The sequence below is a fragment of the Mesorhizobium sp. RSR565B genome (assembly GCF_054719465.1).
In genome coordinates this window covers 4,071,187-4,089,666 of sequence record NZ_JBTTIE010000001.1, presented here as the reverse complement: position 1 = coordinate 4,089,666, position 18,480 = coordinate 4,071,187, and the positions used below count along the sequence as shown (strand labels likewise).

Sequence of the window (18,480 nt, the reverse complement as noted above, 5' to 3'; positions counted from 1 at the left end):
CATTCCTATTCCGCCGCCGCAGCGGCATGCCGCGAAAAACGGTTTGCCGGCCGCTTCAGGCCGAGATTGTCGCGCAAGGTCCTGCCCTCATACTCCCGACGGAACAGGCCACGGTGGCGCAGTTCCGGCACCACCAACTCGATGAAATCCTTCAAGCCGCCGGGCATGATCGGTGCCATGATGTTGAAGCCGTCGGCGCCGTAATTCTCAAAGCGCTCTTCCATCGTGTCGGCGATCTGTTGTGGCGTGCCGACCACCTGCCAGTGGCCGCGAGCGCCGGCGATGCGCAAATAGAGCTGCCGGATCGTCAGCTTCTCGCGCCGCGCCAGATCGATGACCAGCGCCTGCCGGCTCTTGCCGGCATTGGTCTCCGGCAGTTCCGGCACCGGCCCGTCGAGCGGATAGGCGGTGAGATCGAAGCCGCCGGCCAGCGCCGAGACCAGACCGAGGCCCACTTCCGGCTGGATGGGATCCTGCAGCTGTTCGAACTTTTCCTGCGCCTCGGCTTCGCTGCGGCCGACGACCGGAAAGATGCCTGGCAGGATTTTCAGATCATCCTCTGAACGGCCGTACTTACCGAGCCTGCCCTTGACGTCGGCATAGAAGGCGGTGGCTTCATCTTGCGGCGTGCGCGGCGTGTTCAGCGGACCGCGCACCTCGAAGTGCTGGCCCTTGTGGTTCAGCACATGCAGCTTCTCCTTGTCGAAATAGCGCCCGCTCACTTTGTCGCGCGGGAAGGCATCATCCTCCCAGCTGTCCCACAGCCCAAGCACGACATCGGCGAATTCCTCGGCGCGATCGTAGCGGTCGCCGTGCTGGATATGCGTATCGTGGCCGAAATTGAATGCCGCATCCGGATCGGACGAGGTGACGAGGTTCCAGCCGGCGCGCCCGCCGCTCAGATGGTCGAGCGACGCGAACTGGCGGGCTAGATTGTAGGGATCGGAATAGCTGGTCGAAGCCGTGGCGATCAGGCCGATGTTGGTGGTCACCGCCGACAGCGCCGACAGCAGCGTAATGGGCTCGAACGGATAGACGCCGCTATGCGCCTTGCGGCTGGCAGCCTCGAGATTGCTCAGCCGCGCCGCGACGCCATCGGCAAAGAAGATCGCATCGAATTTGGCCGCTTCCGCGAGCCTGGCCAGTTCGACATAGTCGCCGAGGCTGGTCCCCTCGGCCGCCTGTGGATGGCGCCATGCCGCCACATGGTGGCCGGTGAAGAGAAGAAACGCTCCAAGCTTGAGCTTGTCCTTGCGCCTGGCCATTTTCCGCGCCTCCTCAGCGATACAACCCGCCGACCGGGAATTCCCCGGTCAGCAACCAGGTGCCGATGGTGCGCTTCTTGTATTCGGCCGGGTTGTGCAGCGTGTGCGTGCGCACATTTCGCCAGAACCTGTCATAGCCATTGGCCTTGGTGGCCGAGCGGGCGCCCATCACCTCGAAGACCTCGCTCGATGCGTCGAGACCGATTTGCCCGGCATAGACATTGGCGGTGGCAAGGTCGATCGCCGTCTGTCCGCGCTGCTCCAGGGTCAAGGCCTCGCCCTTGCCATAGGCGGCATCGAGGCTGCGCGCCGCCACATCGGCGAGTTCGGCGGCAGCCAGCGTGCGGATATAGAGATCGCCATATTTGCGCTGAACGAACGGATCATCGGTGTGGTTCTCATAGCCGGAATAGACCCAGGGTCGCGATTGCGAGACCGTATAGTCGCGGCCGTCGCTCAGCGCTCCTTGCGCGCTGCCGACGAAGAGGTTGAGCAGGACCGCCTGCTGGAAGAGTGAAATCAGCGTCTGGAACGGCGTCAGCGGCACGGCGGGCGAGCCGATCAGTTCGTCATCACCGATATGCACATCCTTGAACGTGACTTTACCGGAACCCGTCTGCCGCTGGCCGACGCCATCCCAGTCATCCTCGATGACGATACCTTCACGATCGGCCGGGATCGCAGCTGCCAGGCGGTCCTGGCCGTCTTCCCATGCCACCTGGATATAGTCGGCGATGTGCGAGCCGGAAGAGAACGGCCGGAAGCCGTTCAGGATCCAGCCCGAGCCGTTGCGCCTGGCCGTAGAGGTCTTCGACATGGCGTTGCCGGAATTGCCCCAGACCCAGTTCTCGCGGGCCGAGCGTGTCAGCAGTTGGTCCTTCTTCGCGTCCGTACCGCGAAATAACACGCCGTTGAGCGGCAGATGATGGTAGCCGTAGAGATGGGCTAGCGAACCATCGGTGCGGGCAAATTCGCGCACGACGCGCAGCACCGACAGCCAGGGCGCGCCCTTGCCGCCATAGTTTTTGGGAATCTGCGCCGACGGCAGTCCACTTTCCTTGAGCAGGCGGATCTGCTCGACCGGTCGTCCACCGGCCTTGTCGCGCGCCACCGCATCGCGATCGAAGATGGTGCGCAGCTCGACCGCCGTGGCGACGAACGGGTCGGAAAGGTCAGGGCTGAAGGTCATCGGCGTTTGTCCATGGAAATGCGTCTATTCCGCCGCAATGGTCTGTGCCGGCCGCCAGACGGCAGAGGCGTAGGCCTCCTCCCCGAACTCGGCCGGATGGCTGCCGGTTATCCGGCTCTCATGGCTGTCGAGATCGGCAAGGAAGAGATCGCGGCTGATGCGGGCGACGACAGCCGGCACGTCGCGCCTGATAGAGGGAACATCGCCGATCGGCAGGCCGAAACTGACGAAGCCGCCTGGATTGAAGACGTGGATGTTCCTCAGGAACGGCGCCTCCCCCAGCGCTTTCTCGAGGAATTCATGGCCGAGGCCGAGATAGGGATGGGCGCCGAAAAATTCATCCAGTTCGCCTTCCGCCGGCGCGTATTGGTCACGCCACAGCCGGATCGAGGCGGCGAAATTGCTAAATTCCGGCTTGCGCGTCGGGTCGGCGAAATAGCCGGTGCCGGCGATGACGAAGTCGAAAGCGAACGTCTCGGCGCCGATGTCGGTGACGACCTTGCCGCCGTCGATATCCGCATTCGTCCAGGGGGCACCGAGATGCAGGTGGAAATTCTTGTGCCGCACTACCCGCTCCACGGCATCGGGCGGTGGCGTCGAACCGGCCTCGCGGAAGCGCAGTGCCTGGCGCCAGCGCACCGGATCGGGCAAGCGCGGATAGTTGTCATAGGCGCCGGGATAACCCCGCACGCGGTTGATCGGCACGCTGGCGATACTGGTGCGCCGCGCGAACAGGCGCACCGATTGCGCGCCGGCCTCAAGGGCTGTCCCCGCCGCATCGAATGCCGAAGCCGCCGACCCGACGACAGCGACCGCTTTGCCCTTGAGCGAGGCAAAATCGATTGCTGCAGAACTGTGTGCGACAAAGCCCTGGGGCAGAGCAGCGAGCACCGCCGGTATCATTGGACCGCCGCTGCCGCCAAAGCCATTGGCCAGAATGATCTTCCGCGCCGTTTCGATCAATGGCGTGCCGCCGGCATCGAGGTGGAGGCGAAGATACCCGTCAGCCGGCTCGATGCGAAGGAGACGCGTGCCGTAGCGAATGCCAATGCCGAGAAAGTCGCGATACCATTTCAGGTAATTCGCCCAATCCGTCCGCGCGATGCGGTCGAAGCCTGCATAGGCTTCGGCACCATGGCGCGCTTCGTACCAGGATTGAAAGCTCAGGCCCGGCAGGCCGAGTTCCGGTCCCGGCAGGCCCTTTGGTGTTCGCAGCCGGTTCATCCGCGCATGCGTGAGCCAGATGCCGGCCTTGCCCTCATCCGGCGCCGCATCGATGACCGTGACCTTGCCGATGCCGGCCCGCCTCAACGCGAAGGCGAAGGTCGCGCCAGTCTGCCCGCCGCCAACGACAAAGACATTGTGGTCGATGCCCTCCCGATCCGGCACCCAATTTTGCGGATCGGGACCGATCAGTCGAAGTGTTTCGCGGGCGTCGTGATCTGGATCGGACGGTAAGGCCATTTCGGTCCTGGCTGAAGTTCAAGTGTTACACCAAACTCCGCCCCGGTCGGCAAACAGTCCAGAAATGTCTGCTTTGATTGCCCGGTAGTTTTTTTCACTTGCATCCAACGGCACAATCGGAGCGTCACCGGGCTGCTGCCGGATATTCGGCACCACCTGCAATCCGTGATGACAAGCGAACAATTGGCGCGCAGGGCTGACATAATCTGAACGCTCGGTTGCCCGCGTCGATTCCGCTGCAATTCTTGCCCGTTGAAAGGAGTACGCTGCGTTTCCGACACTTCACCCAAGTAGGGGTCGAGCCCACGTGTGTAAAAACGCGTCATGCACCCGAAAGGAGACCTCGAGGACTTCGATTGGTGGCGGCTCTCACCACGCCTTGAGCTGCACGGCGTCAAGTACACGGCGCCGTCGCGGTCGCGATTGAGATCTATTTCAAAGCACGACCGATGGAAAACGATGCGGTTGGGGACATTACCGATTACCATTCTCATGATTTCCTCAGCCTTTACCTGTCCGGGCTGGGTAAGAGAATTCTGTCGGAATTGGCTGCCAGATCCGCACAGATCAACCGAACTGGCAAGCGCATTTTGAGACTGCGGCCGAGTTCAGAACCCGCCTAATTGCACGTCGTTGCCGCCGATTGCCGCAGGCATCCTTGCAGGGTATTTCGAACCCAGGGGGCTTGAGCTAGGTGTGACAGTGCCATCAACGAGACGGAGAAAATTGACGAACGGGCCCCAAAACCATTTTGCCCAGAAGCCATAGATTTACCCGATAACGCTCAACTCAAACTCAAATAATTAGGCGTAAGGTATTGATATATAATAAAATGGTGGGCCCGGAGAAACCCACATTATCGCAATTTAGTTTCGCGATTTCCTGTAGTTAATATCTCGCCGTAGCGCTTGATACCAACAATAACACCAACATTCTAAACCGCTGTTTTACACCACGACCAAGCGAACTACCCGGCCGCGAGCAGTCAAATCGTGCACGCCGGCGATGCGGGTCGTCGACCTGAGCCTGAGCGACGAGCTTTCGTCATGGGTTTCTCTCACGAGAAAGCCCGAGTACCGGGATGCAAGCCTCAAGCGACTTGTGGCGAAAAGTGGCGCGCCCGAAGAGACGCAACGCCCCGTCGCCTTAACGGTTGATTTCGTTGGCTTATTTTTATCAAAGGTAGCACGTCTGTAGCATAGATCAGTGACAAAAACCGATTTTGACCGGATTGGGCCCGGATAGTGCAAATCGAGCTTTGCCGATGCTGATTTGGGGCCGAGAGCTGAACGTCCACTGTTAGCTGGCGGCAGATCGAAGCTGCCCTCCTGCGGGGATCCAATCACGGATGCGTTTGTCCCCACCGGCATCAATTGTAATGCAACCTTTGTTCTAGAACAGGAGAAAGCGGTTCTGTTTCGGATGGCATGCCAATGATGTTGCGGAAAGCATATTATTGGACCAGGTTTGGAGCAGCTATCGCAAAGGGTGCAGCCTTCCAATCGGCCCGGGAAGCCTCTGCTAACCCCTGAGTATGATCTGAGGAGGTTTCTGCAATGGACACAACGGTTGAGAGCGACTGTAACGCCATACGGGCTCTGATCTCGCGCCAGTTTGCAAGCATGAGTTGGAAGGCGGCGGGCGAGCCCGACTGGGAGAAATTCCGATCCGATTTTTTTCCGGATGCGCAAATGTTTCCTTCATCGCGGCCGGCCCGGCCCCAATCCATCCCCGCGTTCATCAAGCGAATGAGTTCTCTCGCAGGAAGCGACCTGTTGTCGCTTGATGAAAGGGTTCTCGGCAGCAAGATACAGGTGTTTGGCAATGTAGCAGTGGCAGTTATCGCCTGTGAGAATGTCGAAAACGAGATCAACTTGGAGCGAGTGGTTGAAATGATGCTTTTGGTGAAGGATCAGGGCAACTGGAAGATTGCGGCGCAGGCTTGGGACAAGGCAGGGGAGGACACGAGCCTGCCCACAGATATATTGGATTAATGAGCCGATAGCCGCCAGCCGGGTGACGCGCCATTATTTTCCTGCTGCGTCCGGTAAACCCGCTCTGGTCATCAAGTAGTCGTGGAATTGGTGTGGACCCATCATTACAGGCTCCAGACGCTCGATCGAAAACCCCTGGGAACGGTAGAAATCGATCGCGGATTGGTTCTTTTCAGCGACAAAGAGCGCTTGCGGATACCCTACGCCGAAGTAGTTGCGAACTGTCTCGATCAGGAGTTTGCCCAATCCCAGCCCTCGGGTTTCAGGCAGCAGATACAGCTTCTTGATCCACAGGGTTCCGCCTTGGACATACGCGGAGGCATAACCTGCATCCTTCCCGTCTGTCGTAATAATCCAATAGCTTTGCCGTCGCTCGTGCATGTCCGCGTAGAGACTGGGCATGGAATAGATATCGGCTACGATGCCCGCCGCCAGGTCTGCGCCGATCAGGGGTGTATAGTGGGCCTGCCAGATGACCAGGGCAAGGTCCCGGACCCGATGGAGATCGGTCGGGGCAACCAGTAAAATGTCAATGACCATCTAGACGCCTCCCAAAAGCGACACAAAGCAGAAGTTACTGTTTGAAACAGAATTGGCAAATTCCGTATGGGCCTGCCCCCTAATTCGGAGAGGAACCTTAACCCGGAACCACGCCGATCGAAAGAATTCTCACTGTTGGGTAGCCGGGCCGACGCCCTCCTGAGCTCAGCTGTGTAGACGCGGCGGCTGACAGGCGAGCCGGTCCGCCTTTGGCTGGTTCATCCTTGACCGTTTCTTGCTACGATGCGAAGAAACCGCTCACCCTTAAGAATGGCCGATCTCTACAAACGGGAAAGAGAACGACGACGGCCCGATATCGCTCTCGGCCACGGATTTGGGGACACTCTGCCGGGTGTTTACGTCGGCCTGAAAAGCCGAAACGCCAACAGGAATTGGGCCGGCATCCTCTCCACCCTTCCGCCATGTCGTCGCGATAACGTTGACGAAGGCGCTTCAGCAGTTCGCGATGCCGCAATCTTCCGCCAGTTTACCGATTCACCACGCGCCCCCTACCGTTTCGGTCCGCAGCGAGATTAGCGCAGACCAACGGAGTGCCTTTGCGTCCGCCCCCCACCTACAGTCCGCCTACAGGGTTCCGGGCCGACAATACGGGCCACCCGATCTTCTGTGTTGTTCTGTCATCGCAATGAAGGACGACATCTTCGAGCACCCGTAGCACACCTGTCGCATGGAAAAAGCTGTAGGCGTTTATAGGTGCCCGGGGAATCCGCCGTTTGTTTGCGTTGTGGAGCGGGACAAAGCAAGTTACCTCACTCAGGCTGACTACCGTGAGGCGGGGCACAAGCCCGACTTCCACGCGTTGCCGTGGGAAGCTGAATACAGGGCTGCCAAACAAAGGAAGACCTGTTCTATCGCTGTATCTCGCCCTTAGCAGCGTGACATGGTCAGTTTGCCAGGTGGTCGTTGCGACGGACGATCGCATTGAGGACCGCTTCGTAGGCGCTGCCGCTATCTTCCTCGATCTCTGTGGTTTTGATGCCGAGCGCTTTAGCATCGGCGAAAAGCTCTTGGGTCAGCTCGGCAACGGAGATTATACCGGAACCGACGGTATTGGGGACCTTGTTCGAAATCCACTTCTGCAGAAAGTTTGCGCCGCGCGTGCTCATGAGCAGATAAGCGCGCTGCGTTTATTAGGTTCCGGTCATCTAAGCTCTTACGCGATCACACCATAACCACCTCATGACAAATCAGCGATGTGTGTGGCGCGGCGGGCCTGTTCCGCTTGTGGCCGGCGCCTACCCACCCGGGTTCCCCAACCATGGCGTCGGCCATTTTCGTTCTCCCAGCGATTGTAGGAATTGCTATCGCCTATGTGTTGGCCTTGGTTGGCGCGATCGGGTTAGATCGCCTCCTTCTTTGGTTTTAGCGGATTACCAGCATATGTCGGCAATGCAGGAGATCGGCAATTTCTTGTTCAAGCACATCCATCGGCCATCACCGTCGCGGCTCTGAGGTTACCCAGCCGCAGGAGGGTCCTAAAGCCGCACAACCTTGTCGAGATGCAGGCGTATCCGCTGGCCTTCCGCGAAGGACAGCGCGAACGATTCCAGGCCGAATGATCGTGTAATTTCCTGGTCAGTTTCAATGATGCGGACCACCCATTCGCCACTGGCTCCGACCACTTCTAGGCAAGGCGCGTCCTTGCACATTGGCACCACGTTGCCCGTCACGTCCACCCTACGAAAAGCAATGGTAAGTCGACTTAAGACCGTCATAGTCGGTAGATCAATAACAGTTGCTTGTTCGGACCGGACGAACCATCCTGGATGGGCAATACGACGGGGCTAATGCCACTTCAGTCAGGCGAACCCTCCGGGGAACCTACCGTGAGATAGCCTCTGCTTCAGGTCGTCGGCATTCAGGATGGCGGCCAGCTCTTCGGCATACTCCATGTCGGGAAGGTCGACAGATGCGTGGCCCGCTACAATAGCCGGGAGCCCGGTGAACACGTCGAACACCGTCCACGTCCGATCCGGTTCTCGCCTTATATCGTACCGCAGAGTTGTCATGAGGAGATCATATAGTCACCCCTTAGGGGTTGGGAATATTTGGTCCACGGAGGCTCGCGATGCGGAGCGCTGATTTTGCCGCTTTGAAGATTGCCGATCTCGTCGACCGAGATCAATCTGAGATCGAACTCTATGGATGGAAGCGGCGAACGCCGTAGCGCACTGCGCTTTGGAGGCTCATTTCGACGGTCGACCAGATGACTACCGCTTTTGGTGCGATTTCTTTCACCAACTGAGCAGACTGACGGAACTTTGCGCAGCATCGTGTTCGGTCGAGCATGACTAGAATAGCCGACCTTGGACCGCCTATCCCCGGCAAGCCACACCAACCGCAGGACGGGGACGATCGATCTCACGCATGCCCGATCTGCGGTCAGCAGGTCGAAACGCGATTTCCGCCAGGTGATGTGGCACGAGCAACCAGATCACGATCCGCTTGAACTGGATCAGTGAGGCAGGAAGAACTTGGCAGCCTTCAGGGCCACGTCACACTAGGAAGGAAAGCGCGGGCCGGACCCTTTGCCGCCGGTCGGCAGTGGTAAGGCATCCTCACCGAGCGCTGCGGTGGACCAACTTATCCATTTACGCGTTGTTCCTAAAGCAAATGAAAAGCCCGCCGACGAGGCCAGCGGGCTTGTGTTGCAGGGCACTCGTTGGGTCATAGGGGCTCAGGCGGCAAGACAATAACACTAGGTAACCCTCCCGCCGTCACCGCGCTGAGACGCCCACGTTTGGTCAGTACCGGCTTCCTGTATTCTTTCTTCACTGCAGTCCCTCTCTAGTGTGAATTCGGCAAAACGCCTTGGGCCTAAAGGTTCTCACTCATCGGTGCAGGTTGATAGCGTGCACACAGCCGTTACGGCCGAGAGCTTCTCGCGCTTCTTCAATTCAGGCTTCTGATAAGGCTTCTTCAGGCAGGATCCCCACGTTTGTCCCTCAACGCGAAAATGCAGTGAGGCCGCCACGATTGTCAACCAGAGGCGCCGAGGTCGCGATAACTCACGTTTAGGTGTTGCTCTTGCGCAATACCTAAAGCGGCAAACGAAAGAAGTCGCTCGGTTTTCAATAGCTAGGCGCTCTTGCCCATGGAACAAACAGACTCAGCGCGAGTTTGAATGCGACGATGAGCAAAGATTACCCAATAGAATCATCACTTTGTATCGAAATGGCACGGTCGCTCCGATCATGTCTGGCGGAAGAGCGAGCGCTCATGCATCATTTCCGGGAGGAACTCACCTCGGTACGGAGCGACAGCGTTTACTCCCGCCAGGAACGCATCAGATCCGCACAGCAAAAAGCCCCTGCCGTGGGGCTAGGGCTTGATGGGATGGCCCGCGCCTGCTTCCGAGGCTGCGCGGGCCGACCATGACGAGTGAGGGACGCATCTTGGTCACCGGCACGGACCGCTGAAGAACGAGCCGATTGTGGCCAAACAGCCTCAGAGCGGGAATGTTCCCGCCTGACGCAAAAACACCCGTGGCTCAGCCGGCGGGCTCTGTTGCAGGCACTGTGCACGGGCGCGGCGTCTGCCGTCAATGCAGTTTGCCGACTAGCCGAGCGTATTCGGCTTCAGCCCTGCCATATGACCCATCAGCCAGCGCAATTAGACGCGCGCGATCAAGAATGACTACCTCTCCTCGCATTGAGCGTATCAGACCTTGGCCCTCCAAGGTTTGCAGCGCTATGGTGACGCCGGGCCGCCTGACACCGAGCATAACTGACAAGAACTCGTGCGTAATCGCAAAGCTGTTCCCGTCGACGCGATCATCGCACATCACCAGCCATCTTGAGAGCCTGTCGACGATGTTCATCCGGGCATTGCTGAGCGCGGTGAAGCTTGCCTGGAGGTGAAAGTAGTGAACGTAGCGGAGCAGAAAACTTCGCAGGGTTGGGCTTGTCAAAAGCGCCTTGCTGAAGAGGCCCGCGTCTATACCAAAGGCTCGGGCTTCTAATTGCACGTAACAATCGTGCGTTGATCGGTCATCGCCCATGACGAGCGCTGAGCCGGTCATGCCCTCACAACCAATGATTCCGATCTCAGCTTCGATACCAGGCCGCAGCTCGCCCACCACTGACCCGAGACCGCTCTCGAAGAAGTACACGGTGCTGATTGGTGACCCCGCCACTTCGAGATGCGTCTTCAGCCCAAGGGAGACGCTTTCGAAATGAGGTTGCAGCAATGCCAAGTCTGCCGAGCACATTCGAAGCAGCAGCGAATTGCGATAGATCGAATTTTGGCCGGTGTCGCGTTGCGCGGCAGTGTGAGTTTGTGAACTGGAGGCTGTCATAGCTCCCTCTCCCTATTGGGGGCGGAAGCATGTTGATCGCTCACAGCCGACGGACGCCCTTGGAGTTGCCGTCGATGGCACACTCTATGCCTGCGGACCGCGGATGTCCCATTCTTAATTGCATTGATCGGCCCGAGCCAACCTTTGGCGCGCCCGCGCTAAGACGGCGTTCAGATGCTCCAGGAATTCGTCATCACTTTTCGTTGACAAACCGCATTGTCGAACGCGAGTGACAATGCGCTCCTGGAGTGAAACCGCTGTCTCATAGTGGTCCACGATCAGCTGATATGAAGCGTTCACTGGGTCGGATTCAAAGAGCTGAGCCATTGTGGCAATGTAGTTCCAAGATGATGAGAGTCGATGCGGCCGCTGCTTTGCGTAACAATCGTACAATGTGCTCAAGAATGTGCGGTTACCGGATCTAGACGGCCTATCCGGAGGTGGTGTGGAATTCTGCTGACTCAGCAGCACGGATAGAACTCGTGATCCGCCACGCAGCTCGCGCCAGATAGACGAATAGGGCGTAACTAGCGACGCGAGCGCCGCCGCTGCGATGCAGTGAGCCCAATGCGCCGATGCCCATCAACTTCCACCGGGTCACCTCGGCAGTGGCCGCCTCACCCCGGTCATGTCTTCTCTGAGGGATTTCACCGCGTCTTCAGCCTTGGCAAAACGCTGCACCAGCTTGTCGGTCTTGGCGTACATCTTCGATCGGCTGGCGGCTGGGCGCTGCTCGGATTGCTCGTAAGAGAGCGCGGCTCAAGCATCGCTGTCGTTTAATGTCGCGCCGGATCTCGGTTGCGTCTCGCTGAACGCCCTCCATGGACGCCCTTCATCGTTGGGCCACCAGGGTCTTTCTTGTTGTCTGAATAGCCGCCTTCGCGCGTGAGCACCTTGGCAGGCGCTTTCTTTTCGCGCGAAATTGCCACCGTTTTAAAGCGGGAGGGTCGGGATGCAGGTTTTCGATGAGATCGAGGCGCTGCTGGATGCGGGTGAAGCCTCGACGGCACTTAAGGAAGTGCGGGCGCTGGTGCATCAATTTGGGCGCGGGTCCAGTGTCTTGGCGGGCGCGATCGACGACCTCATTATCGACCTGTCGACGCTATCGTTCGTCGCCGATGCATACGGAGACCGTATCGCAGAGGCGGCGAGCATGCTGGCTCGAAAAAGACTATTGAAGATCAAGTTGCTCGCACCTCGTCAGAACGTGGAAGCGGTCAGCTAGAGATTGGTGGTCGCTACCAGAAACGTGTCGACCTGCTCGGTGCTCCGAGCGCATCGAAACCGCTCGCCATCATCGGTTCCGTACGGACGAAAGAGCCTCCTGACCTTGCAACCAGATGAAGGTTGGACTTGCGGCAGAAGACCAGCCGCAAGCAGTTGGAGCTTGAATTTCCGACACTCTCAGGAATCGTTGCCGGGATCGCACTCCATTGGTCGTCGGCCCAGATCTGGCGCACGTCGCTTAAGGTGCCGCTCGAATATGGCCAGCTTCTCTTCGTAGCCGATCCGCACTCTGGACCTGCAGCTACCGCAGTTGAAACCGGCAATCGTTTTCAGCCAGGATCCCCTTCTCACCATAGGGCACGAACAGGAGGGGCATTTGAATTCTATAGGTACGTCGCGCAGTTCATTTGATAGAGGCACTGTGCATGTTCTCCTCAGCGGCACGGCCACTGCAACAAAGTAGAAGGAGAAATGTTTCCGGCGTCGGCCATTTGCGCGAAATAATCGGACCTAAGTCTAAATGGTGAGCGGCCCTGAAAACTATGGCCTTGCGATCGGCCTTTGCGTCGGAATTGAATGGCAATAGCGAGGGTGATCGAAGGCGGCCCCGGCGTGAGGCTGGCAAGTGGGCCAACACGGCGGCGGTAAGGCGGAGCCTGTGGCGATCAAATAACCGGTTCGCCTAGAATCTCCTTCACCCAGCTGATAGTTCTCAGCCCGTATGCCATGCCGGCGCAGTCGGCAAACCAGTCGAAGACACTCATGTCACGCTCTGTGACGCATTGAAGGATTTCGATCGCTGCGCCCGTTAAAGCAAGTAAAACCGCCAGCCGGACCACCTGTTGGGGCCAGCCGAGGCTACCCAAAGCCGACAAGGTGGCGAACGCGGCGGCGTGGTTGAGCTTGTCGTGATGAGACGTAAAGGCCAATCCGAGGGCGTGCAGCAAGTGGTCTGGCAATAGCGCGAGCAGCAGGACGACCGCCAACGTGGAGAGAAAGGCAGCCCTTGCCATGCTCTGAAAAAAGCTGCACTGCGGCAATCTATTCGTAGCACTCCCGGTTCCTAGTTCTCGCTTCCCATACTGGTGCACGAGGCAGGGCTCCAACCTGGATCTGAGCTACGAGCGCGAACATGCCTAACAGGCCTACTAATGTCACCAGTAAGTCCCACAAAACAGCCTATGTCACTCTGGATGGTTCCATAGGGCGCTGCGAATGTCGCCCTCCATTGTGATGAGGCCGAGGGTTTCCTGCCGAAAGGCGCGGCGGAATAGACGGGCCGTTGGTACGGCTTGCGCCCAGGTGCGATGCGTATCATGCCGGGCACGGCTGGGCGGGAGCGGACTCCGTCCAGCCTTGGCCCACCCTGATGTTGGGCAGCCCGGCCGACGCCCTTCTGAATTCAATTTCGTCGGCGTCGCGGCTAACAGACGAAACCGTTGCTAGCCTGGTTCATCCCTGCCTTGGTGATCTCGCCTTTACAAATTCCAATCCTGGACGCTAACGCAGCAGCGGCCACTCGCTGCTGTCCAATCAACAAGCTCCAAACATCAGGTTGCGCTTATATACAAAAAAGCCGGCCACCTTTCGGCAGCCGGCCAGTGCAAACAAGGAAGGGAACGTTGCACTGATGGGGCAGTGCACCGTCCGAAGCGTTTCCAGGCGACAATGTTCCGCCGATGAGAGAACAATGAAGGCTTCACCGCCAGCGCACAATCCCCTTAGCCGCGCTGTGTTGCCGTCGCCTAGTGTCTAAAGGCCTTTAACCAGCCACGGATCGGTGTCGTATCCAAGGCGCGGCTTTTCCGGCGTTCCACCGGCCGGCAATTTGGCGGTTCCGGTCGGCCTGCAGTCCAGCTCGAGCACCTGCTTCTTGGCCGAGTGCTTCGTAGAGCAAAGGTCCGTGGCGTCACTCACCACCACCTTCTTCTCCTTGGCAACAGCGACACCAGTCCCAGCGATCACGATCGCCGCGCAAAACACAGCTACTCTCATCATACTCCCCACCGTTGCGCCTCCCCAAAAGGCTGAGCATGACGTTACGGCACTTTTAAATTAGCGCAAGCGAATATTAGCTTGCCTAGTCCCCTTCACATCGGCTCTGGTCGCCTCCCCAACCGTGCGGCACGGTGGATAAAGACAATCTAGCTGCCTCGTTGTCTACACGCGGAAAGCCTGCTCATAAGCACTTGCTGATAAGTGTAGCCTGCTATTATCTGCTCCAGAATGGATACCGATACGACCGCTATTCCGGCTGTCAGCAACGACCGAGACACTTCTGCTGCTCGCGAAAACGTCGAAGCGGGGCGTTGTAGTGAAACTGCCTCTTCTGGTCGGACAGCGCTTCGAGCTGGCTACTTTGATTTGCCTGCTGGGGCTTTCGCTGCAGAAGGGAAGGCATAACTGCAGCACTGCTGGCCTCTCCCCCACATGAAGGCTTGCGCGCATCGCTAGGCCACGGTGCCGGTAAAGTTGTACTCGACCGGCAAGGGAGTTGGTTACTCGTACTCCGAACGCTTGCATTCGATCAAAGCAGCCGCAGCGCAAGGCCCTCGTTGTTGAACAGAACGAGGCGGTTGAAACAGTGAACTCGCTTCAAAACCACAGGGCGCTGACTCGTTTCGGAAGTAGGGAGCTTGCGACACACCCTCAACTCGACTTGATTTCTGGCGGCCTTTGGCGCGAGGCGTCGTCAGAAGTAACCGCGAAAGCAACAAAGGAAACGGACCCAACTGGTCCGAAAAACCGTTTGCCTGTTGTCAGCAAGGATCGGTCCCTCCATGCTCTGACCGCTGCAAACACTGGCGTGGAGAAGCCTCGATGTCACAGACCGATGAAAGTCTTATTACCGCTACCATCGAAGGTTACGTTTTGGCCATGTCCACCGGTGCCGAAGAAGGGCTGGGGGCAGCCTTCCACCCACGCGCATCAAACATCGGTAACTTCCAGGGCGCGGTCGAATGGCTGAGTGTCGATGCCCTATGTCGGCGAGGTGATGGGTGCGGGCTTGCCGCCGAACACCAGCCCCAACTGGACAGTCGCATCGCTCGACATTACGGGCGATGCAGCCACTGTGAAGGTTGAGGACGAATTTGGAACCACAAGGTTCACCGACTATCTTTCCCTGCTCAAGATCGCAGGAGAGTGGAAGATCGTTAGCAAACTCTACCACCTTCACCATTAGGACCGTCCAGATCACAGGCCAAATACCGCGAAACTGGCGACCTTCAACCTGTCGTAGGTCTCCCAGCGCCTTTAGAGCTTGAGCTCACTCCTTAGCGCGTCGATTCGCTTCGAGGCCTCGGCTTTGCTTAGATCTTCAGCGTAGCTTCTGTCGTCGCCCGCCTGCTCACATAATGTTTTCAAGTAGGAAGCTTGCGACGGAGTCATTGGCTCGTCACCAGTCGTCCATTCGTCAGGATCCTTGCTGATAGTTTCGCTTTTGGCTCGGGGTGAAGTTTGCATGACGCTCTCCGTGTTGGGAACGGCACAACGTATTTGATCTGCTTTTGTTCCACATGCTTGAAGTGTGTGAAATTGCGAGGGCATAGGTGTTCACGACTGCAAGTTACCCGTGCTGGAAGAATCCGACGAGATTGCTTAGCTTCCGCTCGCGGTCGCCAACGATGAACCCGACGCCAACTCTGCGCGAGACATCGAAAGATCCTCCGCGCCCGCAATTTACCCCAACGGTGAGGAGACAATCCCCATGAAAGCAATCGTAGCGACGGACCAGACTGCAGGAACGGCCGGGATGAAGTTGGTGGAGCTGCCCGAGCCTCAGGCGGCAATTAACGACGTGGTCGTACAGGTTCATGCGGCAGGATTCGTCAACACCGAACTGGAGTGGCCCTCGACGTGGGCCGATCGAGCCTTCCGTGACCGGACCTCTTCGATCCTGGGCCACGAACTGGCTGGTGTGGTCACTGCGCTCGGCTACGGCACCACAGGGCTTTCTATCGGTCAGCGGGTGTTCGGCCTCGCGGACTGGCATCGCGACGGCACCCTCGCCGAGTATGTTGCCATGGAGGCCCGTAACCTCGCGCCGCTGCCCGGCGATGTCGACTTTACGGTGGGCGCTAGCCTGCCGATCTCCGGCCTAACCGCATGGCAGGGGCTGTTTCAGCATGGCCGCATCAAGGCCGGGCAGAGCGTTCTCGCGCATGGCGCTGCCGGTGCCGTCGGTTCGATGGTGGCGCAGCTTGCCAGGGAGGCTGGAGCCTATGTGATCGGCACCGGGCGGGCCGCCGACCGCCAGAAAGCGCTCGACTTCGGTGCAAATGAATTCCTCGACCTCGCAAAAGACACGCTTGAAGATGTAGGCGGCGTCGATCTGGTGTTCGATGTCATCGGCGGCGATTTCCAGAAGCGATCCGCAACGCTCGTCCGGGCCGGAGGTATCCTTGTCACAGTCGTTGGACCAACGGACATTCGACCTGCCGATGGCCTGACCGTTGACTTCGTCGTCGAGGCTGATCGCCCCCAGCTTTCTGAGATAGTGCAGCGGATCCGCGATGGACGACTGCGGACGAACATTGGCAAGGTTTCGAGCTTGGATGATGCCATCGGCACCTTCAACTCAACCGACCGACGTGCAGGAAAGACGGTTGTCCGCGTTCGTCCGTGAGAATTTGGGGCGGAGGCGGGTCCTCTCTCCTTATGGCCGCGTCGGCAGCTGACACGGTGAGGTGCAAAACAGCGCCTTTCGCGGGATGTAGTCATTGTAGCCGGGCGAGGAATTGGGGTCGTCCATCGTAACCCGATGAGCTGGTTTGCCAAACAGAGGAGGTCGAATCCTTCACGTGTTGAAAGGCCGCGATGGGGGCTCTGCAAGAGTGATACGATTGCCGTCAGGGTCTGCGATCTGGGCAATCTTTCCGTAATCACCCTCCGATTCACGTGTGAGCATTACGCCACTTTCTTCAAGCGACCTCCGGGCTTTGTCCATTTTGGGGACCACAATAGTCAGTCTGCCGGACCCAGCATTTTCCTTATCATGGAAGATTTGCAAGTTCGCGCCTGCGACGTTGCGCCATTGGATCAACCCGTCCATGGGACGATCATCAGGCCTCCGCTCGAAAAGCCGGGTATAGAACTCCTCCGCTTTCTCCATCCTTGCCGTGGCGAGCACGGCGTAAACTCCTTGGGTTTGCATTCACATCCTTCGTGCAAATTGGCTCCGCCAATAAATGGGCAAGGGTGGATTCCGTTCCGAAATGCGGTGTTTGCGGGAACCTGCTTTGTACGTTTCCGGCTCTTGCCTTTTTCGGAAAGTGACCCACAGAATAGCTGATTGAGGTTCTATCTCTCTGGGAGGATGGGATGGACATTCAAGCACCTGTTCGGCCTACGCAGCAAACGGCCAAGGAGCTGGTCCGCGAGGTCCTGTTGGGTTCTCAACCGGGCAACACAATTTCCGTCAAGGCGACCATTGCAGCGGTGCGCGAGCGCGGCCATGATCTTCGTGAGACTGACTGCCAGTTGGTCGAAATGATCGTTCGTGCAGCCTCAGCTTGGGGACTGTTCATCGCCTTTGACGTTCGAGAGGCGTGATGCCCCACCGTTGGTTCAACCCTCCAGTTTATGTGAAGACCGAGCGCCCGGGACTTCGCCTTGGCGTCAACCGGGTTGATGCCGCCGCCGAGGAGCTCCTAAAGTGGTCCAATCGTGGCCCCAAGTGGAGGCTGGCGGCCGAGGCTTGCCTATCTGCGATGGATGGCAAAATGCCGGGTAACGATTTCCGGCTGCTGTTCGAAGCCGCAGCAGATGAAGAGGAGATGCTACTGCCGGATTAAAATCGCTATACGGCGAGACCATTCGGGTCTGTTCGCGTTGGCGGTGCGCAAATTCACCAGCGCAACGGATATCTTTGCCGTCCGTCTCCGTCAAATTTCAAAGTGAGACACCACCGAGCGACGACCTAGATGGACAGCTGTTCGCCCGTGGGCGTAGGATAGGGCCGGGGGCGACCGATGGAGGTCACATGGTTGATGAAGAGCATCGCCGCGAACGAAGGCAGCGGGGTGCTGAAAGGCGCCTCAATCATCGGCGGAATCACAAACTCCGAGATCAGTTGCACCATTCGGAACCAAAACAGTGGCGGAGCTGAACTCAAAGTCCCGGTGGAATCGCGTGTCCCCGAGCGGTTCGTGCTTTACGTGCCGACCGACGGCGTTGCCTACCAAGCAGTTCTGCGGTGGCGCAGGAACGACCTAATCGGGGTTCAATTTATAGGAACGTGCCAAAGCCGCGTCTCCACTATGGCTAAGCCTATGCCCGGGATGCACAGACTCGGGAATTTGGACATTCTCCGGCGCTCCACACGTGTTCCATGGCAGTCATACTTTAGAGGTTACCCCCCGGCGAACCTTCGCTTCAGGTCGACATGGTCAGAAGGCTGAAGATCACGGGAATATTCCTCGTCCAGATAGTTAGCCAGACGCTCACGCGCCTGCGGGGGTACCCAGTGAAGACGTCAAACAC

19 protein-coding genes and 2 pseudogenes are annotated in these 18,480 nt (G+C 58.4%); 7 read left to right on the top strand and 14 right to left on the bottom strand.

Features of this window, described 5'->3' with window-relative positions:
* Positions 1–5 precede the first annotated feature (5 nt).
* Genes ACYG9R_RS19775 through ACYG9R_RS19765 form a run of 3 tightly spaced genes read right to left on the bottom strand, consistent with a single transcriptional unit; the run spans position 6 to position 3,918 of the window.
* A complete protein-coding gene (locus ACYG9R_RS19775; protein WP_023824716.1) occupies positions 6–1,265 on the bottom strand; it encodes an LLM class flavin-dependent oxidoreductase in 1,260 nt (419 codons plus the stop codon).
* 13 nt (positions 1,266–1,278) lie between these two features.
* Positions 1,279–2,454 (bottom strand): acyl-CoA dehydrogenase family protein, encoded by a 1,176-nt coding sequence (locus tag ACYG9R_RS19770; RefSeq protein WP_023824715.1) that lies wholly within the window; start codon positions 2,452–2,454, stop codon positions 1,279–1,281.
* Positions 2,455–2,478: 24 nt separating this feature from the next.
* Positions 2,479–3,918, bottom strand: a complete 1,440-nt coding sequence (locus ACYG9R_RS19765; RefSeq protein WP_023701140.1) for an NAD(P)-binding domain-containing protein — start codon at positions 3,916–3,918, stop codon at positions 2,479–2,481.
* Positions 3,919–5,474: 1,556 nt separating this feature from the next.
* Here ACYG9R_RS19765 and ACYG9R_RS19760 point away from each other — a divergent pair.
* A complete protein-coding gene (locus ACYG9R_RS19760) occupies positions 5,475–5,912 on the top strand; it encodes a nuclear transport factor 2 family protein (RefSeq protein WP_023737053.1) in 438 nt (145 codons plus the stop codon).
* 33 nt (positions 5,913–5,945) lie between these two features.
* On the opposite strand, the gene ACYG9R_RS19755 is transcribed toward ACYG9R_RS19760, so the two are convergent.
* The 7 genes from ACYG9R_RS19755 to ACYG9R_RS19725 form a co-directional block, all read right to left on the bottom strand.
* Positions 5,946–6,452 carry a GNAT family N-acetyltransferase gene (locus ACYG9R_RS19755; protein ID WP_023737054.1) on the bottom strand — a complete coding sequence of 169 codons (507 nt, stop codon included), beginning with the start codon at positions 6,450–6,452 and terminating at the stop codon, positions 5,946–5,948.
* Positions 6,453–7,357: 905 nt separating this feature from the next.
* Complete coding sequence (locus ACYG9R_RS19750) at positions 7,358–7,579, bottom strand: DUF768 domain-containing protein (protein WP_023737055.1); 222 nt, start codon at positions 7,577–7,579, stop codon at positions 7,358–7,360.
* 369 nt (positions 7,580–7,948) lie between these two features.
* Positions 7,949–8,143: a hypothetical protein gene (locus ACYG9R_RS19745; RefSeq protein WP_156933297.1), complete on the bottom strand. Its 195-nt coding sequence runs from the start codon at positions 8,141–8,143 to the stop codon at positions 7,949–7,951.
* A 129-nt stretch (positions 8,144–8,272) separates the two neighbouring features.
* Positions 8,273–8,482, bottom strand: a complete 210-nt coding sequence (locus ACYG9R_RS19740; RefSeq protein WP_023824714.1) for a hypothetical protein — start codon at positions 8,480–8,482, stop codon at positions 8,273–8,275.
* 1,532 nt (positions 8,483–10,014) lie between these two features.
* On the bottom strand, positions 10,015–10,770 hold the full coding sequence (locus tag ACYG9R_RS19735; RefSeq protein WP_023737297.1) for a Crp/Fnr family transcriptional regulator: 756 nt from the start codon (positions 10,768–10,770) through the stop codon (positions 10,015–10,017).
* A gap of 597 nt (positions 10,771–11,367) precedes the next feature.
* Positions 11,368–11,475, bottom strand: coding sequence for a DUF1515 domain-containing protein (locus tag ACYG9R_RS19730; protein ID WP_023737299.1), 108 nt, complete (start codon positions 11,473–11,475; stop codon positions 11,368–11,370).
* Positions 11,476–11,546: 71 nt separating this feature from the next.
* Positions 11,547–11,663 carry a glycosyl hydrolase 108 family protein gene (locus ACYG9R_RS19725; protein ID WP_245260116.1) on the bottom strand — a complete coding sequence of 39 codons (117 nt, stop codon included), beginning with the start codon at positions 11,661–11,663 and terminating at the stop codon, positions 11,547–11,549.
* Between the two features lie 59 nt (positions 11,664–11,722).
* Between ACYG9R_RS19725 and ACYG9R_RS19720 the strand changes: the two genes are divergently transcribed.
* Complete coding sequence (locus tag ACYG9R_RS19720) at positions 11,723–11,995, top strand: hypothetical protein (protein ID WP_023737300.1); 273 nt, start codon at positions 11,723–11,725, stop codon at positions 11,993–11,995.
* 667 nt (positions 11,996–12,662) lie between these two features.
* Here the strand turns inward: ACYG9R_RS19720 and ACYG9R_RS19715 are convergent.
* Positions 12,663–13,010 (bottom strand): VanZ family protein, encoded by a 348-nt coding sequence (locus ACYG9R_RS19715; RefSeq protein ID WP_023824713.1) that lies wholly within the window; start codon positions 13,008–13,010, stop codon positions 12,663–12,665.
* A gap of 739 nt (positions 13,011–13,749) precedes the next feature.
* Positions 13,750–13,995, bottom strand: coding sequence for a hypothetical protein (locus tag ACYG9R_RS19710; RefSeq protein WP_023737208.1), 246 nt, complete (start codon positions 13,993–13,995; stop codon positions 13,750–13,752).
* Between the two features lie 822 nt (positions 13,996–14,817).
* On the opposite strand from ACYG9R_RS19710, the pseudogene ACYG9R_RS19705 reads away from it, so the two are divergent.
* Positions 14,818–15,181 (top strand): annotated as a pseudogene (locus ACYG9R_RS19705) (nuclear transport factor 2 family protein).
* Between the two features lie 71 nt (positions 15,182–15,252).
* Here the strand turns inward: ACYG9R_RS19705 and ACYG9R_RS19700 are convergent.
* Positions 15,253–15,462, bottom strand: coding sequence for a DUF3072 domain-containing protein (locus ACYG9R_RS19700; protein ID WP_023737206.1), 210 nt, complete (start codon positions 15,460–15,462; stop codon positions 15,253–15,255).
* 244 nt (positions 15,463–15,706) lie between these two features.
* Between ACYG9R_RS19700 and ACYG9R_RS19695 the strand changes: the two genes are divergently transcribed.
* Entirely contained in the window at positions 15,707–16,624 is a 918-nt protein-coding gene (locus ACYG9R_RS19695) for an NADP-dependent oxidoreductase (RefSeq protein WP_023824712.1), read from the top strand.
* 171 nt (positions 16,625–16,795) lie between these two features.
* Here the strand turns inward: ACYG9R_RS19695 and ACYG9R_RS19690 are convergent, their stop codons facing one another.
* Complete coding sequence (locus ACYG9R_RS19690; protein ID WP_245260103.1) at positions 16,796–17,128, bottom strand: VOC family protein; 333 nt, start codon at positions 17,126–17,128, stop codon at positions 16,796–16,798.
* A gap of 191 nt (positions 17,129–17,319) precedes the next feature.
* On the opposite strand from ACYG9R_RS19690, the gene ACYG9R_RS19685 reads away from it, so the two are divergent.
* From ACYG9R_RS19685 to ACYG9R_RS19675, 3 genes and pseudogenes are all read left to right on the top strand, one after another.
* Entirely contained in the window at positions 17,320–17,550 is a 231-nt protein-coding gene (locus tag ACYG9R_RS19685) for a hypothetical protein (RefSeq protein WP_023737312.1), read from the top strand.
* A complete protein-coding gene (locus ACYG9R_RS19680; protein ID WP_023669677.1) occupies positions 17,550–17,792 on the top strand; it encodes a DUF982 domain-containing protein in 243 nt (80 codons plus the stop codon). The genes ACYG9R_RS19685 and ACYG9R_RS19680 overlap by 1 nt, the downstream gene beginning before the upstream one ends.
* Positions 17,793–17,980: 188 nt before the next feature.
* Positions 17,981–18,265 (top strand): annotated as a pseudogene (locus ACYG9R_RS19675) (PilZ domain-containing protein).
* The last annotated feature ends 215 nt before the right edge of the window (positions 18,266–18,480 follow it).